This is a genomic window from Actinoplanes sp. CA-131856, from assembly GCF_050956135.1.
GTDB lineage: Bacteria > Actinomycetota > Actinomycetes > Mycobacteriales > Micromonosporaceae > Actinoplanes.
Genome location: NZ_CP191849.1, coordinates 6,312,807 through 6,337,295, shown reverse-complemented (window position 1 = coordinate 6,337,295; position 24,489 = coordinate 6,312,807). Strand labels below are relative to the sequence as shown.

General features: G+C 72.8%; 28 protein-coding genes. 18 read left to right on the top strand and 10 right to left on the bottom strand.

Going from position 1 to position 24,489, the window contains the following annotated elements; genetic code table 11:
• The first annotated feature begins 19 nt into the window (after positions 1-19).
• Positions 20-448, top strand: coding sequence for a hypothetical protein (locus tag ACQP2X_RS29470; RefSeq protein ID WP_498687356.1), 429 nt, complete (start codon positions 20-22; stop codon positions 446-448).
• Complete coding sequence (locus ACQP2X_RS29465; RefSeq protein ID WP_498687354.1) at positions 448-675, top strand: helix-turn-helix transcriptional regulator; 228 nt, start codon at positions 448-450, stop codon at positions 673-675. Before ACQP2X_RS29470 ends, ACQP2X_RS29465 begins: the two co-directional genes overlap by 1 nt.
• Here ACQP2X_RS29465 and ACQP2X_RS29460 read toward each other — a convergent pair.
• The 3 genes from ACQP2X_RS29460 to ACQP2X_RS29450 form a co-directional block, all read right to left on the bottom strand.
• A complete protein-coding gene (locus tag ACQP2X_RS29460; protein WP_498687352.1) occupies positions 672-1,463 on the bottom strand; it encodes a GntR family transcriptional regulator in 792 nt (263 codons plus the stop codon). The two genes, ACQP2X_RS29465 and ACQP2X_RS29460, sit on opposite strands and share 4 nt — an antisense overlap.
• A gap of 103 nt (positions 1,464-1,566) precedes the next feature.
• The gene (locus ACQP2X_RS29455) at positions 1,567-2,436 is read right to left on the bottom strand and encodes a PAC2 family protein (RefSeq protein WP_498687351.1); all 870 of its coding nucleotides are present in this window, start codon (positions 2,434-2,436) and stop codon (positions 1,567-1,569) included.
• A gap of 116 nt (positions 2,437-2,552) precedes the next feature.
• Complete coding sequence (locus ACQP2X_RS29450) at positions 2,553-3,134, bottom strand: hypothetical protein (protein ID WP_498687349.1); 582 nt, start codon at positions 3,132-3,134, stop codon at positions 2,553-2,555.
• Positions 3,135-3,162: 28 nt separating this feature from the next.
• On the opposite strand from ACQP2X_RS29450, the gene ACQP2X_RS29445 reads away from it, so the two are divergent.
• Positions 3,163-3,582, top strand: a complete 420-nt coding sequence (locus ACQP2X_RS29445; RefSeq protein WP_498701076.1) for a GNAT family N-acetyltransferase — start codon at positions 3,163-3,165, stop codon at positions 3,580-3,582.
• Here ACQP2X_RS29445 and ACQP2X_RS29440 read toward each other — a convergent pair.
• Positions 3,545-4,315 carry a CDP-alcohol phosphatidyltransferase family protein gene (locus ACQP2X_RS29440; RefSeq protein ID WP_498687348.1) on the bottom strand — a complete coding sequence of 257 codons (771 nt, stop codon included), beginning with the start codon at positions 4,313-4,315 and terminating at the stop codon, positions 3,545-3,547. The two genes, ACQP2X_RS29445 and ACQP2X_RS29440, sit on opposite strands and share 38 nt — an antisense overlap.
• Before the next feature lie 103 nt (positions 4,316-4,418).
• Between ACQP2X_RS29440 and hpt the strand changes: the two genes are divergently transcribed.
• The 5 genes from hpt to ACQP2X_RS29415 all read left to right on the top strand — a co-directional run bounded on the left by hpt (position 4,419) and on the right by ACQP2X_RS29415 (position 8,981).
• Complete coding sequence (gene hpt / locus ACQP2X_RS29435; RefSeq protein WP_498687346.1) at positions 4,419-4,988, top strand: hypoxanthine phosphoribosyltransferase; 570 nt, start codon at positions 4,419-4,421, stop codon at positions 4,986-4,988.
• 1,308 nt (positions 4,989-6,296) lie between these two features.
• Entirely contained in the window at positions 6,297-6,626 is a 330-nt protein-coding gene (locus tag ACQP2X_RS29430) for a helix-turn-helix domain-containing protein (protein WP_498687344.1), read from the top strand.
• A gap of 114 nt (positions 6,627-6,740) precedes the next feature.
• A complete protein-coding gene (locus ACQP2X_RS29425; RefSeq protein ID WP_498687343.1) occupies positions 6,741-7,460 on the top strand; it encodes a DUF8817 family protein in 720 nt (239 codons plus the stop codon).
• A 50-nt stretch (positions 7,461-7,510) separates the two neighbouring features.
• Positions 7,511-8,224 carry an SDR family oxidoreductase gene (locus ACQP2X_RS29420; RefSeq protein ID WP_498687341.1) on the top strand — a complete coding sequence of 238 codons (714 nt, stop codon included), beginning with the start codon at positions 7,511-7,513 and terminating at the stop codon, positions 8,222-8,224.
• Between the two features lie 16 nt (positions 8,225-8,240).
• Complete coding sequence (locus ACQP2X_RS29415) at positions 8,241-8,981, top strand: hypothetical protein (RefSeq protein WP_498687339.1); 741 nt, start codon at positions 8,241-8,243, stop codon at positions 8,979-8,981.
• Here the strand turns inward: ACQP2X_RS29415 and ACQP2X_RS29410 are convergent.
• Positions 8,974-9,249 carry a YggT family protein gene (locus tag ACQP2X_RS29410; RefSeq protein ID WP_498687337.1) on the bottom strand — a complete coding sequence of 92 codons (276 nt, stop codon included), beginning with the start codon at positions 9,247-9,249 and terminating at the stop codon, positions 8,974-8,976. The two genes, ACQP2X_RS29415 and ACQP2X_RS29410, sit on opposite strands and share 8 nt — an antisense overlap.
• Positions 9,250-9,345: 96 nt before the next feature.
• On the opposite strand from ACQP2X_RS29410, the gene ACQP2X_RS29405 reads away from it, so the two are divergent.
• Positions 9,346-10,122 (top strand): class I SAM-dependent methyltransferase, encoded by a 777-nt coding sequence (locus tag ACQP2X_RS29405; RefSeq protein WP_498687336.1) that lies wholly within the window; start codon positions 9,346-9,348, stop codon positions 10,120-10,122.
• On the opposite strand, the gene ACQP2X_RS29400 is transcribed toward ACQP2X_RS29405, so the two are convergent.
• Together ACQP2X_RS29400 and ACQP2X_RS29395 are read right to left on the bottom strand one after the other, a co-directional pair.
• Positions 10,103-10,225, bottom strand: a complete 123-nt coding sequence (locus ACQP2X_RS29400; RefSeq protein WP_498687334.1) for a hypothetical protein — start codon at positions 10,223-10,225, stop codon at positions 10,103-10,105. The two genes, ACQP2X_RS29405 and ACQP2X_RS29400, sit on opposite strands and share 20 nt — an antisense overlap.
• Entirely contained in the window at positions 10,216-10,491 is a 276-nt protein-coding gene (locus ACQP2X_RS29395; protein ID WP_498687332.1) for a DUF2071 domain-containing protein, read from the bottom strand. The genes ACQP2X_RS29400 and ACQP2X_RS29395 overlap by 10 nt, the downstream gene beginning before the upstream one ends.
• Before the next feature lie 107 nt (positions 10,492-10,598).
• Between ACQP2X_RS29395 and ACQP2X_RS29390 the strand changes: the two genes are divergently transcribed.
• Positions 10,599-11,249, top strand: a complete 651-nt coding sequence (locus ACQP2X_RS29390; protein ID WP_498701075.1) for an HAD family hydrolase — start codon at positions 10,599-10,601, stop codon at positions 11,247-11,249.
• Here ACQP2X_RS29390 and ACQP2X_RS29385 read toward each other — a convergent pair.
• Together ACQP2X_RS29385 and ACQP2X_RS29380 are read right to left on the bottom strand one after the other, a co-directional pair.
• Entirely contained in the window at positions 11,218-13,746 is a 2,529-nt protein-coding gene (locus ACQP2X_RS29385; protein WP_498687330.1) for an ABC transporter permease, read from the bottom strand. The two genes, ACQP2X_RS29390 and ACQP2X_RS29385, sit on opposite strands and share 32 nt — an antisense overlap.
• Positions 13,746-14,486: an ABC transporter ATP-binding protein gene (locus tag ACQP2X_RS29380; RefSeq protein ID WP_498687328.1), complete on the bottom strand. Its 741-nt coding sequence runs from the start codon at positions 14,484-14,486 to the stop codon at positions 13,746-13,748. Before ACQP2X_RS29380 ends, ACQP2X_RS29385 begins: the two co-directional genes overlap by 1 nt.
• 242 nt (positions 14,487-14,728) lie before the next feature.
• Here ACQP2X_RS29380 and ACQP2X_RS29375 point away from each other — a divergent pair, with 242 nt between their 5' ends.
• From ACQP2X_RS29375 to ACQP2X_RS29340, 8 genes are all read left to right on the top strand, one after another.
• Positions 14,729-15,217 (top strand): hypothetical protein, encoded by a 489-nt coding sequence (locus ACQP2X_RS29375; RefSeq protein ID WP_498687325.1) that lies wholly within the window; start codon positions 14,729-14,731, stop codon positions 15,215-15,217.
• A gap of 24 nt (positions 15,218-15,241) precedes the next feature.
• On the top strand, positions 15,242-16,621 hold the full coding sequence (locus tag ACQP2X_RS29370) for a DUF4097 family beta strand repeat-containing protein (protein WP_498687323.1): 1,380 nt from the start codon (positions 15,242-15,244) through the stop codon (positions 16,619-16,621).
• Positions 16,621-16,770: a hypothetical protein gene (locus ACQP2X_RS29365; protein WP_498687321.1), complete on the top strand. Its 150-nt coding sequence runs from the start codon at positions 16,621-16,623 to the stop codon at positions 16,768-16,770. The genes ACQP2X_RS29370 and ACQP2X_RS29365 overlap by 1 nt, the downstream gene beginning before the upstream one ends.
• A 153-nt stretch (positions 16,771-16,923) precedes the next feature.
• Positions 16,924-19,776, top strand: coding sequence for a helix-turn-helix transcriptional regulator (locus tag ACQP2X_RS29360; RefSeq protein WP_498687319.1), 2,853 nt, complete (start codon positions 16,924-16,926; stop codon positions 19,774-19,776).
• A 93-nt stretch (positions 19,777-19,869) separates the two neighbouring features.
• Entirely contained in the window at positions 19,870-20,715 is an 846-nt protein-coding gene (locus ACQP2X_RS29355; RefSeq protein WP_498687318.1) for a patatin-like phospholipase family protein, read from the top strand.
• Complete coding sequence (locus ACQP2X_RS29350; protein ID WP_498687316.1) at positions 20,712-21,854, top strand: macrolide family glycosyltransferase; 1,143 nt, start codon at positions 20,712-20,714, stop codon at positions 21,852-21,854. The genes ACQP2X_RS29355 and ACQP2X_RS29350 overlap by 4 nt, the downstream gene beginning before the upstream one ends.
• Entirely contained in the window at positions 21,851-22,327 is a 477-nt protein-coding gene (locus ACQP2X_RS29345) for a hypothetical protein (RefSeq protein WP_498687315.1), read from the top strand. Before ACQP2X_RS29350 ends, ACQP2X_RS29345 begins: the two co-directional genes overlap by 4 nt.
• Positions 22,324-23,271: a hypothetical protein gene (locus ACQP2X_RS29340; protein ID WP_498687313.1), complete on the top strand. Its 948-nt coding sequence runs from the start codon at positions 22,324-22,326 to the stop codon at positions 23,269-23,271. The genes ACQP2X_RS29345 and ACQP2X_RS29340 overlap by 4 nt, the downstream gene beginning before the upstream one ends.
• Here ACQP2X_RS29340 and ACQP2X_RS29335 read toward each other — a convergent pair.
• Complete coding sequence (locus ACQP2X_RS29335) at positions 23,229-24,464, bottom strand: universal stress protein (protein ID WP_498687311.1); 1,236 nt, start codon at positions 24,462-24,464, stop codon at positions 23,229-23,231. The genes ACQP2X_RS29340 and ACQP2X_RS29335 overlap by 43 nt on opposite strands.
• Between the last annotated feature and the right edge of the window lie 25 nt (positions 24,465-24,489).

Below are 24,489 nucleotides of genomic sequence, written 5' to 3'. Positions count from 1 at the left end.
GGGCGCGACAGTCGGAGGCATGGCTGGGCGTATTTCGGAGTTGACACGCAAGGAAGCCGGCGCCGTCTGGGTGGGCACTGCCGTCTGGGTGGCCGGCCTCGCCAGTGCCCTCGCGGTCACGCTCGTCGCGGAGGAGCCTGGCGCCGGGGTCGCCGGGGTCGCCGGGGTCGCCGGGGTCGCCGCGGTCATCGCGGGCGTGTCCGTGGCGGGGCTGCTGACCGTCGCGCTTGTTGTCGGGCGGTCTGCATTGCGGCGGGAAGGCGTCGAGCGTACCGTCGCGGTCGAATCTTCCGCTCTGGCCTTCTGGGCCACCGTCGGCGCGGCGCTCACCTACAGCATTGTGGACGCTTTCGCCGACGTACCCGCTCTGAAAGGGCCCTGGGTCTTGCTTTTCGGTCTCTTCGCCTGGTGTGTGGCCCAAGCCATGCGGCAGGAGCGGTACCGCTGATGCGCAACCGCCTCAAGGTGATGCGGGCCGAGCGCCGCTGGACGCAGGAAGCCCTGGCCGAGAAGCTCGGCGTGTCCCGGCAGACCATCAACTCGATCGAGACCGGGAAGTACGATCCGAGCCTCTTCGTCGCCTTTGGACTCGCTCAGGTCTTCGGCTGCCGTATCGAGGACATCTTCACCCCGACGCCCTTCGAGGTGCTGACGCTCGGCCACAAGACTGGTTAGGTCAGCGCGAGCCCGGGACCCGGGTCGGGCGTCGGCAGCGGCGCCGGGATCTTGTATTCCTCGGTCAGTGTCGTCATTGGACCGGGCCAGGTGGCCTGGGCGACCTCGATCGGCTTGCGCGACTCGTCGAAGGCCACGTGCAGCAGGTGCAGCACCGGCGTGTCGGGGCGGATCTGGAGGATCTCGGCCTCGTCGCGGCTGGGCTGGCGGGCGCTGATCGTGTCGGTCGCCGAGGCGTACCTCTTGGTCAGAACCTCCTCGGCCTCCTGGTAGAGGGGGCGGCCGAAGGACTCGGGGCGCTCCAGCGACGTGCCGCTCGCGTCGGTGACGCGGAACCAGGAGGCGCCGAGCTCCACTGTGGCGTCGTCGGTCTTGACGATGTGGCGGCGCACCAGCATCTCCGTGCCGTCGCGGACGCCGAACGCGTCGGCCACCTCCGGTGGGGCCGGCTCGCGGCCGACGCTCACCAGCTGCTGGCGATAGCGGGCGGCCAGGTCGGCGTGATAGCCGCGGTGGGCGCCGTAGCGGCCGCGGGACAGGCGGTTGAGGCGGCGCCGGGTGCCGCGCACATACGTACCCGAACCCGGTTTTGTGATCAGGATGCCCTCGACCCGCAGCTGGTCGACGGTGCGCTGGACCGTCTGCTTGGCGACGCCGAACATCTCCGCCATGGCCGGGATGGAGGGCAGCCGCTCGCCGGGCTGCCAGTCGCCGCGCCGGATGCGTTCCCGCAGCTGGGCGGCGATCTGCCGGTGAGGGAACTCAGCGGCGCCGGGATTGATCGTCATGCGACCTCCTAGACCCTAGGTTCCTAGGATGCGTCAGAGGTGGTGCGGCGCGCCGTAGCGACACGCCCGGCCGCCCCGAAAGAACGGCCGGGCGGACGGGGAGTTACCAGGAACCGGCGGTGGGGCCGGCCGAGCCGCCGCGGCGGCGCAGGTACTTCTCGAACTCGCTGGCGATCTCGTCGCCGGTCAGCGGCTGGATGCCCTCGTCGCCGACCCGCTCCTCGAGCTCACGCACGTATTCGCCCAGCTCGGCGTCCTGCTCGGCGGCGGCACGAACCCTTTTCTCCCACTCGTCGGCCTCTTCGGCGAGGTCGGTCATGGGCACCGGCAGGTCGAGCACGTCCTCGAGGCGGCTGAGCAGGGCCAGCGTCGCCTTGGGGCAGGGCGGGTTGTTGGCGTAGTGCGGCACGTGCACCCAGAACGACAGGGCGTCCAGCTCGGCCCGCCCGGACGCCTCCTGGAGGACACCGACGATGCCGGTGGGCCCGTCGTAGCGGGTCGGCACCACCTTGTATTTCTCGGCCGCGCCCTTGTCGGTGGCGGAGCCGCTGATCGGTAGGGGCCTCGTGTAGGGCACGTCGGCCAGCAGCGCGCCCAGCAGGACGATGCGGTTGACCTCGAGGCTGTGGCAGATCTCGAGGATCTGCTCGCAGAAGGTGCGCCAGCGCATGCTCGGCTCGATGCCGCGGATCAGCACCACGTCGCGGTCGCTGCCGGGCGGGCTGGCCACGGTGAACCGCGTCGTCGGCCACTCGATCTTGCGGGTCTCGCCGTCGGACATCGTGACGGTGGGCCGGCTGACCTGGAAGTCGTAGAAGTCCTCCGGGTCGATGGTGGCGATCTCGCGGGCCTGCCACACCTGCTCGAGGTGTTCCACGGCCGCGGTCGATGCGTCCGCAGCATCGTTCCAGCCCTCGAAGGCGGCGATGGCCACGGGGGAGCGGAGCAGCGGAAGGCCGTCGAACTCAGTCATAGGCAAAGCCTACTTGCGCCAGCACCGCAGCACCCGTCGGCCGCGCCGCGCTCAGCGCTCCCGCATTTCCCCGCTAAAACGGCAAAACCGAGTTATTTGGTACGTCTCCCAGCGCCTCAAACTTTGGCCGGGATGCGCCGGTGCAGCTCCGCGATCAGCACGTCGGGGCCGGGGGACATGAGGCCGACGTCGACGAGATAGGCGATCCGGCCGTCCCGGCGCCGCGTGCGGGGCGGGCGCCCCGGCCCGTCCAGCTCCTGGGCGAACTCCCCGTCGCGCGGCGTCACGATCAGCTCGGCGAAGGGGCCCCGGTAGCGCAGCGCCACCGTGTCGACGCCGGCCCACGGCAGGTGGACCGGCCGGCGCCCGGTGGCGGCGAAGTCGAGCCCGCGCATGGAGGTGTGCAGCCTCCCGAGCCGGTTCCACACGGCGAGCATGAGCAGGGCCGCGAGGACGACCGGCACGATCAGCGCCAGCTCCAGGGTGACCACCAGGTCGCCGGCGGTGAGCGTGTCGCCCAGGGCCAGCCGCAGCAGCGTGAACAGGCCGAGGGTGGTCACCCAGACGGCGGCCACGACCCAGAGCACGGTGACGAAGACGTTGGCCCGGGGCTGGAAGAACGTCAGTGTGTCGTCGTCCGGTCCGAGCACTTCGTCGATGTGCGCCACGCTCGAATTATGACGGATCTTTCCGTACATAGCGGGCGATTATGGAGGGGTGGACGTGATGCGACTGACCGGGCCGCCGTACGGCGAGGCGGCCAAGGTGCTCGACGAGTACCGGCAGCACTACGGGGCCAACCCGGCGCCGGAGGCGGTCGAGGCGTGGCTGCGCGAACAGGTCGAGGCGGGCCGGATGAAGGTGTGGGCGGCCGACGGCGCGATCTGCACGGTAGCGGTGGTTCCGGCCGCCCTGACCCTGCGCACGGTCTGGCTCATCCGGGACCTTTACGTCCGTCCCGCGTCGCGCCGGCAGGGTCTGGCCCGGGCGCTGCTGGCCGCGGTCGAGGAGGAGGCGCGGGCCGGCGGCGCGCACCGGCTCTCCCTGCAGACCGAGACCACCAACGTCCGGGCGATCGACCTCTACGCGACGAGCGGCTTCGCGGCGGTCACAGAGGTGACAGTGATGGACGATGTGCTCGGGTGAAGTTGTAGAGCCGGTAGATCAGCAGCAATTCGAACGCGACCAGCAGCAGCGACGACAGCAGGGTCAGCGCGACGATCTGGTGCAGCACCGGCCCCACGATGAAGACGAACATCATGAACTCGATGCCGCTGAACAGGTGCGGCCGGATGCGGCGCCCGACCAGCAGGTTGCGATATTTCCACCAGCCCGGCGCCTCGGTCATGCCGACCGGCGCGTCCACGACCACCACCGGGTCGGGGGCGCCGACCTCGGCCCGCACCTTGCCCATCTGCAGGGCGTTCAGATAGCGGAACATGTCCAGGAAGATCACCAGGCCGGCCAGCCAGACGTACACGAAGTCGTGCGTCGCCTGATATTGCCCGCCGAACAGCCCGACCGCACAGGCCAGCACCCGCAGCCGGTCGAACACGTAGTCGAGCCACGACCCGAACGGCGACGACTCCTCCCGCAGCCGGGCGATCTTGCCGTCCATGCAGTCCAGGACGAAGCTGAGGTGGAACAGCAGCGCGCCGGCGAGCAGCCAGGGGTAGCTTGCACGCCAGAAGCACAGCGCCGAGCCGAGCCCGACGACGAAGGCCAGCACGGTCAGCCGGTTCGGCGTGACCGAGCGGAAGGGGGCCACCAGCTTGACGAGCCGTGCCGCGAGCGGATCGACCAGCAGGACGGTCCACCACGCGTCCTTCTCCTTGTACGTCCGCGACCGGATCTCGTCGAGGGTGTAGTGCCGCGCCATGCCTGCCGCCCCATGAAGGTGAACTTTGGACTTCGCGGACCTTACTAGAACCTGAATCATCCTGGAAAGACAAAGATCCTCAAGCACCCGGGAGGTCTTCGAAGTGGACGCGAACCACGTCGCCGGTGATCTCGAAACGGTGATCCTGACCGAGGAACAGATCCTCGCCCGGGTCGCCGCGCTGGCCACCGAGCTCCACGACCGCTACAACGGCGACGTCCCCGTGCTGGTCGGCGTGCTGGGCGGCGCCGCGACGTTCACGGTCGACCTGGCCCGCGCCTATCCGGCCCAGGCCGAGATCGGCTGGATGGCCATCAAGTCGTACAGCACCAGAAACCGGGCCTCGGGCTCCGTCCGCCTGCTGAAGGACCTGGACGTCGACATCCGCGACCGCGACGTGGTCATCGTCGACGGCGTCATCGACACCGGCCTCACCATGACCTGGCTCATCGCGAACCTGGCCCAGCGCGCCCCGCGCTCGTTGGCGGTCTGCGCCCTGCTCCGCAAACCCGAGACGGCCCGCTTCGCCGACACACCGACGTACGTGGGCTTCGACGTGGGCCCGGGCCTCATCGTCGGTTACGGCCTCGACCACGAGGGCCATTATCGAAACCTCCGCTGCGCTGCGGTCCTGTCGCCGGAGATCTACGAGGTCCTCTCACGCTCTACTTAGACGTACGCGTCGTGCCAGGCCCCGGGCCCCAGGGCCACTCTCACTGCGGCGTCACCCTCTCTGCCCCGCTTCCGGCCGGTGCGTTCCCTCGCGCTCGGGAACAATGAGCGCATGACAGCGCAGGTGCACTCGGTACCGCTGGAAGCACCGGCGGCCCCCTGCGAAATAGCGGTGGCCCAAGCACCTCCAGCCTTGCGCGACATGGTGACGGGCTATTCCGGTTTCCGCTCCGGCACGCACGCCCCGATCGCACACCGTCTGCTGGCCCTGCCCTCCACCACCTTGATCATCGACTTCGCCTCACCATCGGGCCTGGTCACGGGCCCGCGCTCGGAGCCGAAAACCGGCGCCGACACGACCTGGGCCCACGGGGTCTCAGCCGGCCTGACGCCAGCCGGAGCAGCCGCCCTGTTCGGCGTCCCGATGGGCGACCTGGCCGGCGCCACTGTCCCCTTGTCGGACCTGCTGGGCCCGGCCGCCACCGAGCTACCGGCCCGCCTGGCCGCGGAACCGAACTGGCAGTCCCGCTTCGCCCTGCTCAACCAAGCGCTGTTCGCCGCCCTCATCCCCGACGCACCCGCCCCGACGGCCCCCGCCCGCACCCCCGGCTGCCCCGGTTGCCACGCCTGTTGTGGCTGCGACATCGGCCCCGGCTGCGGCATCAGTCCTGGTTGCGGCTGCGGCATCAGTTCTGGTTCCGGTTGCGGCATCGGTTCTGATTCCGGCTGCGGCTGCGGGCCCGGCTCTGACTCCGGTTGCGGGCCAGGCCCCGGCCGTGGTCCCGGCTCCGGTGGTAGTGCCGGTTGCGGTTGCCGGCCCGGCTGCCGCTGCGGCTTCGGCTCCGACCCGGGCTTCGGCTCCCACCGGTGCGATGGCTCCCGCCCGTGCCATGGCTCCCGCCCGTGCCATGGCTCCCGCCCGTGCCATGGCTCCCGCCCGTGCCATGGCTCGGGTCCTGGCCTCGGCCCGAGGTCCGGACCGGCGGAGGCGCCGCGCCGCCCGGGCGAGGCGCCGGCGAGGGCGACGGAGGGGCCGGGCTCGCCGGCGGGTGCGCCGGATGAGTGGGGCCGCGCGCTTACCGGGACGACGGAAGGTCTGGGCGGCGCGCCGGCGTGGGCGGCAGGCGGGTTGGGTCGTGCGCCGGATGAGTGGGGCCGCGCCCTTACCGGGTCGACACAAGGGCTGAGCCGTGCGCCGGAGGGGTTGGGCCGCACGCCGCCGGGGACAACGGGCGAGTTCGGCCGCACGTCTGGCGATGCGTGGCTGGGGGAGCGGTGGGCAGGGCGGCGCCGGGTGGCGTCCGCCGGAGTGGATCGGGTTGTCCTCGAGGCCTGGCGGCGGTTGCAGCGCGCTGGGGCGCCCCGCGTCGGTGAGGTCGCGGCCGAACTGGGGGTGACCCGCCGGTGGCTGGAGCGGGGGTTCCGGCGGGACGTCGGGGTCTCGCCGGCGCAGGTGCGGCGGATCGCCCGGTTCCAGCGGGCGGCCGCGGAGTTCGGCCGCGGGGTGGAGCTCTCCACGGCCGCGGCCGTCAACGGCTATGTGGATCAGGCGCATCTCAGCCGCGAGGTGCGCGCGCTCGCCGGTGTCACGCCGGCCGCGTTGCGGGCGTTGTTCCAGCAGTCAGGCGCGCATTCGTAGCGCTACCGCCGAGCCGCACGAGGACTGCGGTGGCATCGGCCGATCGGCGAGGGCCCGGCGATGATCGGCTATTTCCATGTGCGATGGACTGCCCGTGACGCCTAGGAAAGAGCCATGGCCAACGAGGTAGCGGTTCCCCTTCTGCCCTGCGCGTCGATCGACGACATCGTCGAGTTCTACGCGGCTCTCGGCTTCAGCACCACCTACAAGCAGCGCAAACCCAATCCCTGCGTCGGACTGCGACGGGAGGATCTGCACCTGCAGTTCTTCGAGATGGCCGGGTTCGACCCGGAGCAGTCGTACGGCTCCTGCCTCGTGATCACCGAGGACATCGCGGAACTGCACCGGGCTTTCGCCGCCGGCATGCGGGCCGCGTACGGCAAGGTTCTGGTGTCCGGCATGCCGCGCATGACCCGGCCCCGGGCTCGGAAGAACGCCGACGGGATGGGCGGCTTCAGCGTCGTCGACCCGGGCGGCAACTGGATCCGCGTCTTCCAGAAGCCCGCCACGATGAGCGCGCCGGCGCCCGCGCCCGCCGGGCGGCTCGAAAAAGCGCTCGCGAACGCCATCGTGCTGGCCGACTCCAAGGGCGACGCCGGCCAGGCCGCCCGCATCCTCGACAGCGCGCTGGCTCGCCCGCGGGCCGACGATGACCCCGTCGCCCATGTCGAGGTGCTGGTGTACCGCGTGGAACTGGCGATGGTGCTCCGTGACCGGGACACCGCGGCGGAGATGCTCGCCCGCGTCGAGCACGTCGCGCTGGACGCGGACCAGGCCGCACGGGCGGCACCGGCCTTCGAGATCGCCGCCGACCTCACAGCCGCCCTGCGGTGAGTGCGCATTTGTACAAGACGGGGCGACGCCCGTGGGCCTAGCTTGCGGGCATGACATTGACGGGGAAGACGGCACTGGTGACGGGCGGGTCCCGGGGAATCGGGCGCGCGATCGTGGAACGGCTCGCCGCCGCCGGGGCGCGGGTGGTGTTCACGTACCGGGAGAATCAGGCGGCCGCCGACGAAGTCACCGCGACGGTGCCGGGGACCGTCGCCGTGCGGGCCGACCAGGAGGATCCGGGCAACGTCGCCGCCATGTTCGCGCCCGTGCGGGACGGGCTGGACATTCTCGTCAACAACGCGGCCCTGGTGGCGGCCATGCCCATCGAGAAGCTCGGCGAGGACGACATCGACCGGACCTTCCTGATCAACGTGAAGTTTCCGCTGCTGGCCATCCGCGAGGCGATCCCGCTGCTGCGCGACGGTGGCCGTGTCGTCAACATCTCCACGCTCAACACCGTGATGCCGGCGCCGGGGCTGGCGCTCTACTGCGCCACCAAGGGCGCGCTCGAGCAGATCACCGCGGTCGCCGCCAAGGAGCTCGGGCCGCGCGGCATCACCGTGAACACCGTCTCGCCGGGCGCCACCGACACCGACCTTCTGCGCGGGGTCAATCCGCCCGAGGCGCTGGAGCGGGCGGCCGCGATGAGTCCCCTGGGGCGGCTCGGGCAGCCGGGCGATGTGGCCGCGGTGGTCGCCTTCCTGGCGTCGCCGGACGGGGGCTGGGTCACCGGGCAGAACATCCGCGCTACCGGGGGCCTCTAGCGTCTACTCTCGCGGGGTGAAGATCGTGACGCGCGTCGATCACCCGGAGTTGCAGGACGAGGCCGCGACCGTCTTTCGGGAGCGCTGGCCGGAGTTCATCTTCCACGACGACGTGCCCAAGCAATATCTCGGGCGGGTCGAGGAGCACTTCAGCTATTTCGACGTGATGGCCCTCGACGACGACGGCGCCGTGGTGGCCGGCGGCTGGGGCGTGCCGCTCGCCTGGGACGGCACCGTCGACGATCTGCCCACCGGCTACGACGGGGCGCTGGTCCGCGCCGTCGAGGGGCGCGAGGCCGGCCGAAAGGCGACGACGCTGAGCTTCATGGCGGCGGCGGTCGGGTCCGCGCACGACAAGCGCGGCCTGGCCACCGTCGTGCTCCGGGAGCTGACGCGCCGGGCGTACAGCAAAGGTCTGGTAAATGTGATCGCGCCTTTGCGGCCGACGTGGAAACACCGCTATCCGACGGTGCCGATGGCGGAGTACGCGACGTGGAAGCGGGCCGATGGGCTGTCGATCGACCCGTGGATCCGGACGCACCAGCGCATGGGCGCCCGGATCCTCGCGCCCGCGGCCGAGTCGATGGTGATCGCCGGGACGGTGGCCGAGTGGGAGAGCTGGACCGGGATGGTCTTTCCGGTGACGTACGACTACGTCGTGCCCGACGCCCTCAATCTGGTGAGCGTCGACGTCGGGCAGGACCGTGGCGTCTACGTCGAGGAGAACCTCTGGGTCCAGCATCACGTGCCTAGATGAACGACCGCACCAGCACGATCGCGAAGAACACGATGATGAAGGCCAGGTCGATGGACATGCCGCCGGCCCGGATGGGCGGGATCACCCGGCGGACGGGGGCCAGGATCGGCTCGGTCAGGTTGAAGACGCCGCTGGTCAGCCGCGACCGCAGGCCGCCGGGCGCGGACGGGCCGGCCAGCACGACGCTCCAGTCGAGCACCGCCCGGGCCACGAGCAGCAGCTGCACCAGCAGGAGCACCAGGCTCACGATGGCGAGGACAGCACCCACGAGGAACCTCCAGTAACCGGATGGGTTGGTGCACCTACTGTGCGTCGGAAAACTGTGGAGTCGCTGTGTGGCGTCTGAGCGGTAGGTTTCTGCCCCATGAGCGTGCGTGAACGGCGAACGGTTTTCGGCGAGGCGGCCGACGAGTACGACCGGGTACGGCCCGGATATCCCCAGCAGCTGGCCGACGACCTGCTGGCCGAGGCCGGCCCCGGCCCGGTGCTCGAGGTGGGCGCGGGCACGGGCAAGGCGACCGCGCTGTTCGCCCGGCCCGGCGTCGACCTGACCTGCGTCGAGCCCGACGCCCGTATGGCGCGGCTGCTGCGGCGCAACGTGCCCGGCGTGACTGTGGCCGAGTCGCCGCTGGAGGACTGGCGGCCCGACCGGCCGTACGGGCTGCTCTTCAGCGCCCAGGCCTGGCACTGGGTCGACCCCGCGCGGCGCGCCGGCCTGGCCCTGGGCGCGCTGGCCCCGGGTGGCGTCTTCGCCCCGTTCTGGAACCTCTTCCTCGTGGCCGACCCGGCCCTGCACGCCGCGCTGGCCGAGGTCGACGCCCGGCACGGCCTCAAGGAGGAGACCACCCACCGGTTCCTGGCCACCGAGGGCGCCATGCTCGCCGAGTTCGAGCAGGAGCTGCCGGCCACCGGCGCGACCGACGAGCGCTTCACCGGCCTGGAGACCCGCCGCTACGAGCGTGTGCTGACGTACGACGCGCAGACCTACCGCGACTACCTCAGCACGGTCTCCATGTACCGGATCCTCGAACCGGCCACGGCCGAGGCCGCCCTGGCCGACACCGCGGCCGTCGTCGACGAGCACGGCGGCCACATCGAGTTCCAGGTCTGCACCGACGTCGTCATCGCCCGGAAGCGGTAGGCCCGAAGACGGCGGCGACGCCGGGGGAGAAGAGCACGCTGACGGGCGGGCCGGCCGGCGCCGGCAGGCCGGTGGCCGCGACGAGCCCGTCCGTCAGCGACACGACCGAGGCCTGGTGCAGCGGCCACTGCGGATGCTCGTTCGACAGATACCGGTATGGGTCCCCTTCATCCGGAAGCCGATCAAGCCGACGTAGGTGAGGCCGTCGAACGTGTCGGGCGCCGTGCCCACGGGGAGGAAGGGCGCGGCCAGTTCCGGCGCCAGCGGCCAGTGCAGGAACGCCACCGACATCCACCGCTGCCTCAGCACGGCCCGCCGCACCGGCCGGGGCGTGACGGGTGTGACCGGCTCCAGTGAGACGTCTCTCATGAGCCAGACGCTACGCCGCAGCTCAGGGACAATGGGACGGCAGCGACGGCACACACGGATAGGGGCTCATCCTGAACGCGCGACGACCCGCAGCGGTGCTCTTCGACATGGACGGCACGCTGGTGGACAGCGAGAAGGTCTGGGAGATCGCGCTGCACGAGCTGGCCGCGCACGCCGGCGGGACGCTGTCCCCCGAGGCGCGCCACGCGATGATCGGCAGCAGCATGGCCAACAGCATGCGCATCCTGCGGGAGGACCTGGGCCAGCCCGACCGGCCCGAGGCGCCCGACGTCGAGTGGCTCACCGACCGCGTCTTCGAGCTGTTCGGCGAGGGCCTGGTGTGGCGGCCGGGCGCCATGGAGCTGCTTCAGGCCGTACGCCTGGCCGGCCTCCCGACGGCGCTGGTCACCTCGACCGGCCGCCGCCTGGTCGAGGTCGCCCTCAAGACGCTGGGGGCCGAGAACTTCGACGTCGTGGTCGTGGGCGACGAGGTCACCATGCCCAAGCCCGACCCCGAGCCCTACCGGACCGCCGCCACCCTGCTCGGCGTGCCGATCGAGGACTGCGTCGCCATCGAGGACTCACCGACCGGCGTGGCCAGCGCGCTCGCCTCGGGGGCGGCCGTGCTGGCCGTGCCGGCCGAGCTGGAGCTACCGCCCACGGACGGGGTCCACCTGCGCACCTCGCTGGTGGGGGTGGACCCCGACTATCTGGCGAGCCTGCTCGTCAGTCGTGGGCTATTGCCGCAAGAACGTTGAGCCGGGCCGCGCGGATCGACGGCAGCACCGCCGCGAGCACGCCGACCAGGGCGGCCAGGCCCAGGTAGAGGCCCATCCGCTCCCAGGGCAGCACCAGGTCGGTGATGCCCTCGCCGTCGAGCGCGCGGACCACCGCGGTGCCCAGCCCGGCGCCGACCACCACGCCCAGCAGCGCGCCGAACACCGAGATCACCACCGACTCGACGGTGACCATGCGCATGGTCTGCGCCCTTCCCAGACCAACGGCACGGAGCAGACCGAGTTCCCTCGTACGCTCCAGCACGCTCAGCGCCAAGGTGTTCACCACCCCGAGCACGGCGATGAGGATCGCCAGCCCGAGCAGCACCTGCACCATCGTGATGACCGTGTCGAAATCGCCGGTCTGCTGCGCGATGAAGGCGCTGCGGTCGGTCGCGTTGACCTCCGGGCTGTCCGCGACCAGCTGCTTGACCTGCGGCAGCACCTGGTCGACGGCGACGCCGTCGTCGAGCCGGACGAAACCGAAGATCGGCTGGGTCAGCCCGAACTCTTTGGTCGCCGCGGCCGGCAGCAGATAGCTGCCGGGCATCCGGTCCTGGTCGTACGTCGCCGCGATCGTGTATTTGTGTAGCTCACCGCGGGGCAGCTGCACCTCGTGGACGCTGCCGACGGTCCAGCCGCGGTCCTTGGCCTCCTCCACGCTGACGGCCATCTGATCACTGCGCAGCGTGGTCAAACCCGGCGTCCCGAAGGCGTCGGCGAGTTTGGCCAGGTCGTCGGTGGCATTGACGTACGTCCGTTCGCCGTCGATGACGGCCTGGTCGTTCCAGACCCCGGCCACCGAGCGGACACCCGTGATCTGCTGCGCCTTGGCCAGCACCCCCTCGTCGAACGTGGGCGGCCGGGGGCCGCTCTGCTCGCCCGAGACGACGATCTGCGCCTTGATGGTGTCCTCGGCCTGCGCGGCCAGGCTCTGCTTGGCCGAGTCCATCACCACGGTGACCCCGGTGACCAGGGCGATGCCGACCATGAGGGCGGCCGCGGTGATGGCCGTGCGCCGGGGGTTGCGGCCCGAGTTGAGCCGGCCCAGCCGGCCCGGCACCGACCACGAGAACAACCGGCCCAGCAGTGCCACCACCGGCTTCGAGATCACCGGCGTGAGCAGCGCGACCCCGATGAAGGTGACCAGCACACCGGACAGGATCAGCAGCAGCGAGCTCGCGCCGTACAGGCCGACGCCGAGCAGCGCCGCCCCGGCCGCGCCGACGATCGCGCCGGCCACGGTGACCTTCGTCAGCGGCCGGTCGGGCGTGGCGACGTCCTGCATCGCCGCGACCGGGGCGATCCGCGACGCCCGCAGCGCCGGCAGCACCGCCGCCACCACCGTCACGACGACACCGACGATCAGCGCGCTGAGGATCGCGGCCGGCGGCACCCCGACCGTGGCCGGGCTCATGCCGCCGCTCATCCGCCCGAACAGCCAGACCAGCAGCGCGCCCACCCCGATGCCGGCGCCGAGCCCGAGCACGGCCGCGATCAGCCCGATCGCGACGGCCTCGGTCAGCACCGAGTTGATCACCTGGCGGCGGCTGGCGCCGAGCGCCCGCATCAGCGCCAGCTCCTTGGTCCGCTGGGCCACGATGATCGAGAACGTGTTGAGGATGAGGAAGACGCCGACGAACAGCGCCACTCCGGCGAAGCCGAGCAGGATGTTGTTGAAGAAGCTCAGGGCCTCCTTGAACCCGGCCGAGCTGTCCTCCGCCAATTGCTTTCCGGTCTTGACCTCGTACGCCTCGCCGAGATCAGCCGAGATCCGGTCCCGCACCGCGTCCGGCGTGGTGCCTGCGTCGACCCGTACGGTGACCTGGGTGAAAACGCCTGTCTGGCCGAGCATGGAACGCTGGGCGACCGGGGTGGTGAAGGCGACCTCCTGGACGCCGCCGATCGAGTCGCGGTCGTCGGTGTAACCCCAGACACCGACCAGCTTGAACGTCTGCTTGGGCAGCTGGGTCAGCACCGCCACCTGGTCGCCGACCTTGATGTTCGCGGCCTTGGCGACCTCGGCGTTGACGGCGATCTCGTTGTCGGCCGTGGGGCCACGGCCCTGGCGCATCTCCATGATGGCGTCGAGGCCGGTCCAGTTGGCCCCGATGCGCGGCGGGCCGAAGCTGGTCACCACCTTGCCGTCCGAGCCGATCACCCGGGCGCCGTCGGCGCCGACCATGCCGATCGCTTCCTTGACCCCCTCGACCTTGGCCACCCGGTCGACGACCGAGGCCTTCAGCGGCGTCGGCACCTCCTCGCCGTCCATCTCGGCGACGGCGACCTTCGGTTTCGCGGTCACGGCCACGTCGGTGGTCGCATAGCCCTCGGCGAACAGGTTGTCGAACGTACGCCCCAGCGTGTCAGTGGTGACGAAGGCGCCGGAGACGAACATGACGCCGAGCACCACGGCCAGGCCGGAGAGCACCAGCCGCAGCTTGCGCGCCAGCAGGCTCTTCAGCGTCGCGCGCAGCATCAGACCAGCACCTCCCCGGACTTCATCGCCTCGAGCACCGTCTCCGGGGTGGGGTTGTCGAGCTCGGCCACGATCTCGCCGTCGGCCAGGAAGACCACGCGGTCGGTGTAGCTGGCGGCCACCGGGTCGTGGGTGACCATGACGATGGTCTGCCCGTGCTCCCGCACGCTGTCACGCAGGAACGACAGGATCTCGGCGCCCGACTTCGAGTCGAGGTTGCCGGTCGGCTCGTCCGCGAAGATCACGTCGGGCCGGCTGACCAGCGCCCGCGCGCACGCGACACGCTGCTGCTGGCCGCCCGAGAGCTGGCTGGGCCGGTGACCGAGGCGGTCCTTGAGCCCGACCGTCTCGATCACCGTGTCCCACCACCGCGGGTCGGGCTTGCGGCCCGCGATGTCCATGGGCAGCCGGATGTTCTCGGCCGCGGTCAGCGTCGGCAGCAGGTTGAACTGCTGGAAGATGAACCCGACCCGGTCACGGCGCAGCCGGGTCAGCGCCTTGTCGCCGAGCCCGGTCACCTCCGTGTCGCCGATGTGCACGGTGCCCCGGGTGACCGTGTCGAGGCCGGCCAGGCAGTGCATCAGCGTCGACTTGCCGCTGCCGGACGGGCCCATGATGGCCGTGAACCGGCCGCGGCCGAAGCTCGCGCTCACGCCGCGCAGGGCGACCACGCGGGCCTCCTCGGAGCCGTACACCTTCCACACTTGTTCGGCGCGCGCCGCCACCGATGTCCCGTTCATGCGTCCTGCCCCCTGATAGGTGCGGTGCCGCCCCCGTCGGCCGGCCCCGCATTGGTCCGGCCGGGGCGTGTCCCCGGCCGGCCGACTCAGTGTTTCGGCGCACGAGGGCGGAAACGTCAGCCCAGGGGCGTACCGCGACGCGGAGATTTCGGTACGGGAAATCCGTAGGTGACATCAGGGTGGACCCTGAGATGTCACTGATGACGCTTGACTGACGTCATCCATGACGTCATAGTGGTGGCATGGACCTGACGCCGTACCTCGAGACTCTCCGGGCGGACCTGGCCGCGGCCGCCGCTCCCGGTGGCCCCGAGACCACCCGCGCGGCCGAGCTGCTCGGCCACTCGCTCGAACCGTCGGCCCGTCTCGCCCTGCTCGAGGCGCTGGCCGACGCCGCGGCCGAGATCACCACCCGGCTGCGGGACGCCACCGTCGAGGTGCGGCTGCGCGGCCGCGAGGCCGACCTGGTCGTCACCCAGCACGCACCGGAGCCCACCGCCGCGCCGGCCGCGCCCCCGCCGCCGCCGGTCGACGGCGGCGACCTGACCCGGCTCACGCTGCGCATGCCCGAGGCGCTGAAGACCCACGTCGAGCAGACGGCGGCGGCCGAGGGCATCTCGGTGAACGCCTGGCTCGTGCGGGCGGTCACGGCGGCGGTGAACGGCCCCGCGGCCACGCCGCCCTACCAGACGCGCAGCTCGAAGCGCATCACCGGATATTTCCAGGCCTGACCCCCCTTTTCTCAGGAGACGCAGATGTACGAGTTCGAGCACCCGGCCCCGGTCGTCGTGGCGCTGCGGGCCCTCAACGGCACGGTCGACCTGATAGCCGAGTCCCGCGACTCGGTGCAGGTCGACGTCGAGCCGTTCGACGACAAGGGCCGCGACGACGCCGCCCGCACGCGGGTCGTCCTCGAGGGCGACCGCCTGCTCATCGAGCCACCCGGCGCCGACTCCGGCTGGCGCCTGCGCCGCTCGCCGAAACTGCGCATCACGGCCCGGGTGCCGCTGGGCAGCGCCCTGACCGGCCGCAGCACGGCGGCCGACGTGCGGGCGGAGGGGGTGTGGTCGGCGGTCGAGCTCGACCTGGCCTCGGCCGACGTCGACCTGGCCGACGTCACGGGCGACGCCAAGTTGCAGGCGGCCAGCGGCGACCTCCGCGTCCGGAGGGTGGGCGGCTCGCTGAAGGCGGAAAGCTCGTCCGGCGACCTCCGCATCGGTGACGTCACCGGTGACGTCAGCGCGAAGACGGCCAGCGGCGACATCCGCATCGACAGCATCGGCGGCTCGGTCCGCTCCACGGTGGCGAGCGGCGACATCGAGATCGGCCGCATGGTCAACGGCACCGGCGACATCCGGGCGGCGTCGGGTGACGTCAGCGTGGGCATCACCCCCGGCACGAGGGTCTGGCTCGACTTGAGCAGCGCCTCGGGCCGCACGACGAGCGACCTGACCCCCGAGGCGTCCGGCGCGGGCGCACCGCCACCTCCGCCGGGCGTGGGCATCGGCGCCTTCGTCGACCTCGACTCCCTGCCGGGCCTGTCGGCGGTGCCCGGCCTCAAGGCCATGCTCCAGTCCGTCCACGTGCCGACGTTCGGTTACGAGCCCGGCCACGACTTCCGCCCGGGTCCCGGCTCCCGCCCCGGCCCCGGCCCTGGCTTCCGGCCTGGCCCCGGCCCCGACTTCCGCCCCGGCCCCGGCGGCGTTCCCGGCCCGCCGCCCCCACCCGCGCCCGGCGCTCCGCCGTCGCCCAGAGCCCCGCACGCGCCCACAGCTCCGCACGCGCCCAGTGCCCCGCACGCGCCCAGTGCCCCGCACGCGCCTGGCACCCCGCCGGCGCCTGGGTCCTCTCGCGAGCCCGGCCCTGGATTCGAGCCTGGTCCCGGATACGAACCCGGTCCCGGATCTGAGCCCGGCCCCGGTTTCGAGCCCGGCCCCGGATACGAGCCGGGTCCCGGATCCGAGCCTGGCGCCGCGTATGCGTCCGCGTCCGCCTTCGGCCCCGCGCCCGAGGCCGTGCCCGACGACGTCCTCCCGCCCGAGGCCGGCGGCCCCGGCACGATCGAGCTGCGGGTCCGCACGGCCAGCGGCGACATCCACATCTTCCGAGCCACCCCGAACAGGAAGGCAGCCTGATGCTCCCCGACAACCGCTTCGGCGTAGAGAACTCCGCCCGCGGCGTACGCCGCCGCCTGCTGTCCGGCCGCCACGGCCGCGCCGACCGCTTCGCCCCGCCGGAGTGGCCCGTGAGCAGGGGCCCGACCCCGAACCCGCGCCGCGGCTGACCCGCCGCCCGAACGCCCCGAGCCCCGCTCGGGGCGTTCGCCGTGCGCGCCTTCCGCATTTCCGAAATGTCCGGGACGGGGGCCTCCCGGTGATCGGGAGGGCCTATCGCAAGCCTGTGAACAGCCTTTAGCCTCAGTGCGGGGGATTGAGCCATGACGAGCGGTGCCGCACCGCGCGGGCTCCGCGGGCGGCGGGCGGAGTGCGCGGTCCTGGATCGACTTATCGCCGACGTGGGCGCCGGCCGGGGCCGGGCCCTGGTGGTCCATGGCGAGGCCGGGGTCGGAAAGTCGGCTTTGCTGCGGTACGTCGGAGGCCGCGCCGCGGGATGCCGGGTGGCCCGGGCCGCGGGGGCCGAGTCCGAGATGGAGCTTCCCTTCGCCGGGCTGCACCAGCTGTGCGCGCCCATGCTGGACTCCCGCGATCGGCTGCCGGGGCCTCAGCGGGACGCGCTGTCCGTCGCTTTCGGTCACGCCGCCGGGCCGGCGCCGGACAAGTTCCTGGTCGGGGTGGCCGTCCTGAGCCTGCTGGCCGCCGTCTCCGACGACCAGCCGCTGCTCTGCCTGATCGACGACGCGCAGTGGCTGGACAGCACGTCGGCGCAGACGCTGACCTTCGCCGCCCGGCGGCTGCTGGCCGAGCGGGCTGGGGTGATCTTCGCGATCCGTGAGGCGGCGGCCGGGCCGCCCTGGCGCGGCCTGCCCGACCTGCCGGTCGGCGGTCTGCCCGACGAGGATGCCCGCGCGCTGCTCGACTCGGCCGTCCCCGGGCGCCTCGACGAGCAGGTGCGCGACCGCATCGTCGCCGAGACCCGGGGCAACCCCCTCGCCCTGCTGGAGCTGCCCCGGGGCCTGACGGCGGCCGAGCTGGCCGGCGGGTTCGGCCGGCCGGACGCCCGGCCCCTCGCCACCACGATCGAGCGCAACTTCGCCCAGCGTGTGCGGGCCCTGCCCGCCCCGGCCCAGACGGTGCTGCTCACCGCCGCGGCCGAACCGCTGGGCGACGCCGGCCTGCTGCGCCGCGCCACCAGGCTGCTGGATCTCCCGGCGACCGCCGGGGCGCCGGCCGAGGCGGCGGGGCTGATCGAGCTGGGTTCGCGGGTGCGGTTCCGTCACCCGCTCGTGCGGACGGCGGTCTACCGGGCGGCGTCCCCGGCCGCGCGCCGCGACGTCCATCACGCTCTGGCCCGGGCGACCGACGCCGCCACCGATCCCGACCGGAGGGCCTGGCACCGGGCCAACGCGGCCGACGAGCACGACGAGGCCGTCGCCGCCGAACTGGCCGGCTCGGCCGAACGCGCCCAGCGCCGGGGCGGCGTCGCGGCCGCCGCCGAGTTCCTGCGCCGCGCCGCCGAGTTGACCCCCGACCCGGGCACCCGCGCGGCCCGGGCCCTGGCCGCGGCCGAGGCGGAGATGCGCTGCGGCGCTTTCGAGGTGGCGCTGAAACTGCTGGTGACCGCCGACGAGGCCGCGGACGAAGCAGCCGGCGAGGGCCCGGCCTCCGAATGGCACCGGGCCACCGCGGCCCTGATGCGCGCCCAGATCGCCTTCGCGTCCGGCCACGACATGGCCGCGCCGCGCTTGCTGCTGGAGGCCGCCCGCCGCTTCGAGCCGCTGGACGCGGCCCGGGCCCGCGACACCTACCGCGACGCCATGGGCGCGGCCATCCTCGCCGCCGACTTCGCGGGCGGCTCGGGCGTGGCCGAGGTGGCCCGGGCGATCCGGACCTCGCCGCGCCCCGAACCTCACCGCCCCGGCGACGACTTGCTGGACAGCCTGGCCGTGGCCCGCACCGACGGCTACCTCACCGCCGCCCCGTTGCTGCTCCGTGCGCTGAGAGCCTTCCGGGACGATCCCGCCGGCGAAGCCACACGCAGCGAGCCGGGCGCCGAGGAGAGGGGCGGGGCCGGTGATCAAGGCTGGCTCTGGCTGGCCGGGATGACCGCGGCCGACCTCTGGGACGACGAGACGTGGGCGGCTGTGACGCGGCGGCATGTCCGGGTGGCGCGGGCGGTCGGGGATCTCAGCGCTCTTCCGCTGACTTTGAGCTCGCTCGCCGTCGTCGAACTGTTCGCCGGTGAGCACGCCTCGGCTGCGTCGCGGGTGGCCGAGATCCAGGCGATCGGTGAGGCCACCGGGGTCGCGCTGGCGCCCTACGGTGCTTTGACGCTGGCGGCCTGGCGAGGCGACGAGGCGGTCGCCACCCCGCTCATCGAGGCCGGCATGGCCGACGCCGCCGCGCGCGGTGAGGCCGCCGGCATCCTTGCCCTGAACTGGGCTCAAGCGGTGCTGCTGAACGGTCTGGGCCGCTATCAGGAGGCGATCCCGGCGGCCCGGGCCGCGGCCGCGCACCCGATCCACTCGGCCATCGTCTACTGGGCGCTGGGCGAACTGGTCGAGGCGGCCGTCCGCAGCGGCGACCGGGCCACCGCCGAGGAGGCGTACAACCGTCTCGCTTCGACCGCCCGCGCCAGCGGGACCGACTGGGCGCTCGGCTCACTGGCCCGCGCCGGCGCCCTCCTGGCCGACGGAGGCGGGACCGGCAGCGGCGCAGCGCACAGCGACGGGGCGGACGGCGCTGATGCCGACGCGCTGTACCGGCGGGCTGTCGAGCACCTGAGCCGGACCCGGATCAGGACCGAGACGGCCCGGGCCCATCTGCTGTACGGCGAATGGCTGCGCCGCCGGAACCACCGCCGGGCCGCTCGCGGTCACCTTCGCACGGCCTACGACATGCTCACCGCGGCCGGAGCCGGCGCGTTCGCCGAGCGGGCCCGTCACGAACTGGCCGCCGCCGGCGGGCCGGTCACCGAGGTCGCCACCCGGGCCAGCGACGCGCTCACCGCGCAGGAGGCGCACATCGCCCGCCTCGCCGGGCGCGGGCTGACCAACCCCGAGATCGGGGCCCAGCTGTTCCTCAGCCCGCACACCGTCGAGTGGCATCTCCGCAAGGTCTTCACCAAGCTCGGCATCACCTCCCGCCGTCAGCTGCGCCGCTCCTCCTGGTGATCGGCCGCCGCCCGGCCCGGACCACACGGCTGTCACGGATTCGTGGGCCGGCCGGGTCTCCTGAGCGGACCGGTTCATAGAGAGGGGTGGATCATGGATGACTCCCTGCCTCGCCCCGTGGCCGTGGTGGTCGGCGGCGGCGGGGTGCTGGGCGCGGCGCACGCGGGGGTGGGATACGCGCTGGAGCGGCGCGGCTTCGTCCCCGATCTGATCGTCGGCACGTCGGTCGGCGCGCTCACCGGCGCCATCGCGGCGGCCCATCCCGACCGGGCCGCGCCCTGGCTCGCCCAGGTGTGGACCCGGCTGCGCCGGCGTGACGTCTTCCCGATCGGCCCCGCGCGGGCCGCGCTGTGCGGCGACGGCGGCCTGCGGCGGCTGATCGGCCGGGCCGGCCTGCCCCCGCTCATCGAGGACCTGCCGATTCCCTTCACCGCGGTCGCCACCGACCTCGTCACCGGCGGCGAGGTGCTGCTCGACCGCGGTGACCTCGAGTCGGCGCTGCTGGCCAGCGCGGCCATTCCGGGGATCTTCCCGCCGGTCGCCCGCGACGGACGGCTGCTGGCCGACGGTGGGGTGATCGCCTACGTCCCGGTCCGGGCGGCGCTGGAGGCGGGCGCGGCCAGCGTGGTGGTGCTGTCGCTCGGGCCCTCGCGGTTCACCGCGCCGCCTCCCCGGGCCGGCGCGATCGCCGCCCGGGCCGGCGAGCTGCTCTTCCGCCATCAGGTCGAACGCGATCTGGCCGAGGTGGCCCGGCGCCTGCCGGTCATAGTCCTGCCGACCGGCGTCGAGCGGTGGCCGTCGCCGTGGGACTTCGGGCACGCCCAGCGGCTGATCAGCACCGCCGCCGTCGCCGCCGGCGACTTCCTCGACCGGCTCCACGTGGACGGCCCCGGCCTTTACCGGGAACAGGACCGCGCGCTGACGGGAGCCGGGCGATGAGCACTGTCGCGTTCCTCAACATCGGCATGCACGGGCGGGTCAACCCGACGCTGCCGATCGTGGCCGAGCTGGTCCGGCGCGGGCACACCGTCAGCTATCACACGTCGGCCGCGTTCGGCGACGAGATCGCGGCGGCCGGCGCCACCGTCCGGCTCTACCCGGGCGGCGATCTGGCGATCCCGGATCCGCCGACGCCGGCCGGGCTGGTGGCGGCGCTGGCCGGCATGGCCGTCCGAGTGCTGCCGGCCGTGCTGAGCGACCTGAGGTCCGTACGGCCGGATCTGATAGTCCATGATTCGGCCTGTCCCTGGGGCGCTGTGGCCGCACGGGAGCTCGGCGTCCCGGCGGCCTCGCTGTTCACCACGTTCGCGTTCAACCGGCAGGCGCCCAGCCCGACCGCCGGCTCCTGGAGACTGCTGCTCTCGCCGAGCTATCTGCGGTCCCGGTGGCGGCTGGGGCGCCGAGGGCTGCCACTGGTCGACCTGGGCAACATCCGCCAGCCGCTCAACCTGGTCTTCACGTCGCGGGCGTTCCAGATCGGCGCCGGTGAGTTCGACGAGTCGTACCGGTTCGTCGGTCCCAGCATCGGCGCCCGCCCGCCGGTTCCCTCGTTCCCGCTGAGCCAACTTCACGATCCGGTGTTGTACGCCTCCCTGGGCACCGTCTTCAGCGCCGACCCCCGGCTGCTGCGCGGCTTCGCCACCGCCCTCGCCCCGCTGGCCGGCACCGTGGTCGTCGCCACCGGGCAGACCGATCCGGCCGCCCTCGGCGACCTGCCGGCCACCGTGCTGGCCCGCCGGACGGTGCCGCAGCCGGAGATCCTGGACCGGGCCGCGCTGTTCGTCACCCACGGCGGCATGAACAGCGTCAACGAGGCCCTGTACGCCGGGGTCCCGATGCTCGTCGTTCCCCAGGGCGCCGACCAGCCGCTGGTGGCCGCGCGCCTGGAGAGCCTCGGGGCCGGGCTGACCCTCGGAGCCGGCGACGTCGGCGTTCTCGCCCGCCGCCTGCTCGGCGAGCCCGGGTTCGGCCGGGCCGCGCGGAGCCTCCAGGCCGCCCAGCGCGAGGCCGGCGGGGCCGTGCGCGCCGCGGACGAGCTCGAGGGCTACGCCGAGATCTGCCGCCTGGCCGTCCGATGAGCACCGGGGTGGCCGTCATCCTGCTGCTGGCCGGGCTGTCCGAGGCCCTGGGCCGGGTGCTGCCGGTGGTGGCCCGCAGGTCCGGGGCGTCGCGAGCGGCGGCGGCCGGTCTGCTGCTGTTCGGGGCCGTGGTCGACGCCACGGTCTTCACCCTGTGGCCGCTGACTGCGGGCACCCTGCTCGGGCTGGACCCGGGCGATGCCGTACGCCTGTGGACGCCGGGACTGGCGGCGCCGCTCCTGCTGGCCGCGGTCCTCGCGTTCCCACTGCTCGGGCCGCTGCTGCATTTCCTGCTCCTGGTGGGCGTGGGCGCCGGCCTGGCCGGGGCGCTGGAGGCGGCGACCGGGCAGGGGTGGTGGACCGCGGCCGGCTGTGTGGCGCTGGCCGGGGTGGGGCTGGCCCTGGCCGTCGAGGCCGTCCGGCGGCTGGTCGCGCGGCTCACCCGGACCTCACCGAGGGCGGTGGCGGCGTGAGCGGGGTGCTGCTGGTGGTGCTGCTGGCCGGGCTCGGCCCGCTGCTGCTGGCCGAGGCGCTGCTGGCCCGGTTCGAGCTGATGACCTACGCGGCCCGCTGGCGTACGCCCGCCACCGCGTTGCCGCCCGGGATGCCGTACGCCCGGGGAGCGGAACCGGACCGCCCGCCCATCGCCTATCTGGTTTATCTCGACGGCATCGGCAAACGGCGCTTCCGCGACACCCGCGACGGCGGCAAGCTCGTGCGCGCGGTCATCCAGGGCGCGCCGGAGCTGCGGGTCCTCGGCCAGGTGCTGCCGTACTCGCCGCTGGCCGACCCGCTGGCCGACCGGCGGGTGTGGGCGTGGCTGCGCCACCGCGCGGGCCTGCTGCTGTTCCTGCACAACGTGATGCAGATCTTCATCGCGGCCGACCGCCGCTACCGGCCCCTCTACAACCGGGCGGTCGGCTCGCAGATCGCCGAGCAGCTCCGCCACGCCGGCTACGAGCCGGACTGCGGCATCCCGGTGGTGCTGCTCGGTTACAGCGGCGGCGCCCAGCTCGCCCTGGGCGCGGTGGACGAGATCTGGTCGCGGCTGCGGGCGCAATTGTGGCCGATCACCCTGGGCGGCTTCCACAACGGCGCCAACGACCTCGCCCACGCCGAGCACGTCGACCAGCTCACCAGCGGCGCCGACTGGATCGAGCGGACCGGGGCGAGGATCTTCCCGCAGAGGTGGCCCGTGCTGCGCTGGAGCGGCTGGAACCGGGCCCGGCGGGCCGGGAAGATCGCGGTGCACCGCCTGGACCCGGCCACCCACGTCGGCCCGCTCAGCTACATCAGCCCGTCGGCCACCCTGCCGGACGGGCGCAGCCACCTCGACCGCACCGCCGCCACGGTCATCGCGATCGTCCGTGCGCGTCACGGGCCGCTGAGGGACTCCGCGCGCTCCGGCCCGAAGTAGTGCACCGCGTGTCCCCGCCGCTGCCGGACCAGGCGCGCGATCTCGTGCCTCTCGTCCGGCGCGGCCGGGATCATGAAGGCCACCTCGCCCTTGCGCAGCCCCTCGTCGTACAGGTTGAGGATGGCGTCGTCGTAGCCCCAGTTCTGGAAGAACCGGACGAACCGCGCATGCCATCCGTGCCGGCTGCCGTCACTGTCGAGGATCCGGACCCCCTCCGGCCCGTGCAGCACGGTCACGCCGGACACGTCGACCCCGGCCGCCCGCAGATCCTCCAGCAGCTCGGCCATGCTCTGCCGGTCCGGCACGAGCCCGGAGACGGCGTCGGCCGGCCGGTCGACGAACACGTCGACGTTGTCCGACGGCTCGCCTTCCTCCCGGAGCACGGCGGCCGCGCGCACGACCTCGACCGGGCACGCCGCGTGGTGCAGCAGCGCCTGGCTGACCGAGCCGAGCACCAGGCCTTTGAAGGTGTCGCGGCCCCGCGCGCCGACCACGACGAGCCGAGCGGTCTTCGACCTTTCGACCAGGGCATGACGAGCGTTCTCCCGTACGGCCTCCGTCCGCACCGTCACGTCCGGATAGCGCTCGCCCCACCCGGCCAGCGCCTCACCGAGCAACAGCCGGGCACCCGGGCTGTCGTCACCGGCGAGGACGGCGACCAGCTCGGCGCCGAGGAAGGCACTCTGCTCGTACGCCGCCGCGACCGCCAGCCGTGACCCTTCGGACCCGTCGACGCCGACCACGACCGGCCCGCCCGGGTGCTCGTCACCACGGACGACCAGCACCGGGCAGTGCGCGTGGGCGCTGGCGTGCACGGCCACCGACCCGATGATGAGCCCGCTGACACCGCCCAGCCCGCGATCGCCGAGCACGAGAAGCGACCCGTCCCGCGACTCGTGCAGCAGCACGGGCGTGGCCGCCCCGTCGACCAGCGCGGAGGAGACCGCCAAGCCCGGTGCGGCGTCGCCGGCCACGGCGACCGCTTCGGCGAGCAGATCCTCGGCCTGGTGCCTCAGCCCGGTCCCCGGCATGTCGTCGGCGACCGGCCCGACCCCCACATGAAGGGAAGGCCAGATGAAGGCGTGCACGACCCGGAGCGGAAGCCCGCGGCGCCGCGCTTGAAGGGCCGCCACCCGCACAGCGGCCAGAGATTGCTCAGATCCGTCGATACCCACGATCACCGGTGCGACCATGCTGCGCCTCCTAGTCTCGCCACGG

What these genes read in the sequence shown, in the direction of transcription:
- ACQP2X_RS29445 (WP_498701076.1), top strand. Translation starts at nt 3,163, where the DNA reads ATGCGACTGACCGGGCCGCCGTACGGCGAGGCGGCCAAGGTGCTCGAC.
- ACQP2X_RS29365 (WP_498687321.1), top strand. Translation starts at nt 16,621, where the DNA reads ATGCTCCCCGACAACCGCTTCGGCGTAGAGAACTCCGCCCGCGGCGTA.
- ACQP2X_RS29450 (WP_498687349.1), bottom strand. Translation starts at nt 3,134, where the DNA reads ATGTACGGAAAGATCCGTCATAATTCGAGCGTGGCGCACATCGACGAA.
- ACQP2X_RS29345 (WP_498687315.1), top strand. Translation starts at nt 21,851, where the DNA reads ATGAGCACCGGGGTGGCCGTCATCCTGCTGCTGGCCGGGCTGTCCGAG.
- ACQP2X_RS29440 (WP_498687348.1), bottom strand. Translation starts at nt 4,315, where the DNA reads ATGGCGCGGCACTACACCCTCGACGAGATCCGGTCGCGGACGTACAAG.
- ACQP2X_RS29470 (WP_498687356.1), top strand. Translation starts at nt 20, where the DNA reads ATGGCTGGGCGTATTTCGGAGTTGACACGCAAGGAAGCCGGCGCCGTC.
- ACQP2X_RS29390 (WP_498701075.1), top strand. Translation starts at nt 10,599, where the DNA reads ATGGACGGCACGCTGGTGGACAGCGAGAAGGTCTGGGAGATCGCGCTG.
- ACQP2X_RS29360 (WP_498687319.1), top strand. Translation starts at nt 16,924, where the DNA reads ATGACGAGCGGTGCCGCACCGCGCGGGCTCCGCGGGCGGCGGGCGGAG.
- ACQP2X_RS29420 (WP_498687341.1), top strand. Translation starts at nt 7,511, where the DNA reads ATGACATTGACGGGGAAGACGGCACTGGTGACGGGCGGGTCCCGGGGA.
- ACQP2X_RS29335 (WP_498687311.1), bottom strand. Translation starts at nt 24,464, where the DNA reads ATGGTCGCACCGGTGATCGTGGGTATCGACGGATCTGAGCAATCTCTG.
- ACQP2X_RS29375 (WP_498687325.1), top strand. Translation starts at nt 14,729, where the DNA reads ATGGACCTGACGCCGTACCTCGAGACTCTCCGGGCGGACCTGGCCGCG.
- ACQP2X_RS29405 (WP_498687336.1), top strand. Translation starts at nt 9,346, where the DNA reads ATGAGCGTGCGTGAACGGCGAACGGTTTTCGGCGAGGCGGCCGACGAG.
- ACQP2X_RS29460 (WP_498687352.1), bottom strand. Translation starts at nt 1,463, where the DNA reads ATGACGATCAATCCCGGCGCCGCTGAGTTCCCTCACCGGCAGATCGCC.
- ACQP2X_RS29350 (WP_498687316.1), top strand. Translation starts at nt 20,712, where the DNA reads ATGAGCACTGTCGCGTTCCTCAACATCGGCATGCACGGGCGGGTCAAC.
- ACQP2X_RS29380 (WP_498687328.1), bottom strand. Translation starts at nt 14,486, where the DNA reads ATGAACGGGACATCGGTGGCGGCGCGCGCCGAACAAGTGTGGAAGGTG.
- ACQP2X_RS29385 (WP_498687330.1), bottom strand. Translation starts at nt 13,746, where the DNA reads ATGCTGCGCGCGACGCTGAAGAGCCTGCTGGCGCGCAAGCTGCGGCTG.
- ACQP2X_RS29455 (WP_498687351.1), bottom strand. Translation starts at nt 2,436, where the DNA reads ATGACTGAGTTCGACGGCCTTCCGCTGCTCCGCTCCCCCGTGGCCATC.
- ACQP2X_RS29465 (WP_498687354.1), top strand. Translation starts at nt 448, where the DNA reads ATGCGCAACCGCCTCAAGGTGATGCGGGCCGAGCGCCGCTGGACGCAG.
- ACQP2X_RS29395 (WP_498687332.1), bottom strand. Translation starts at nt 10,491, where the DNA reads ATGAGAGACGTCTCACTGGAGCCGGTCACACCCGTCACGCCCCGGCCG.
- ACQP2X_RS29425 (WP_498687343.1), top strand. Translation starts at nt 6,741, where the DNA reads ATGGCCAACGAGGTAGCGGTTCCCCTTCTGCCCTGCGCGTCGATCGAC.
- ACQP2X_RS29355 (WP_498687318.1), top strand. Translation starts at nt 19,870, where the DNA reads ATGGATGACTCCCTGCCTCGCCCCGTGGCCGTGGTGGTCGGCGGCGGC.
- ACQP2X_RS29370 (WP_498687323.1), top strand. Translation starts at nt 15,242, where the DNA reads ATGTACGAGTTCGAGCACCCGGCCCCGGTCGTCGTGGCGCTGCGGGCC.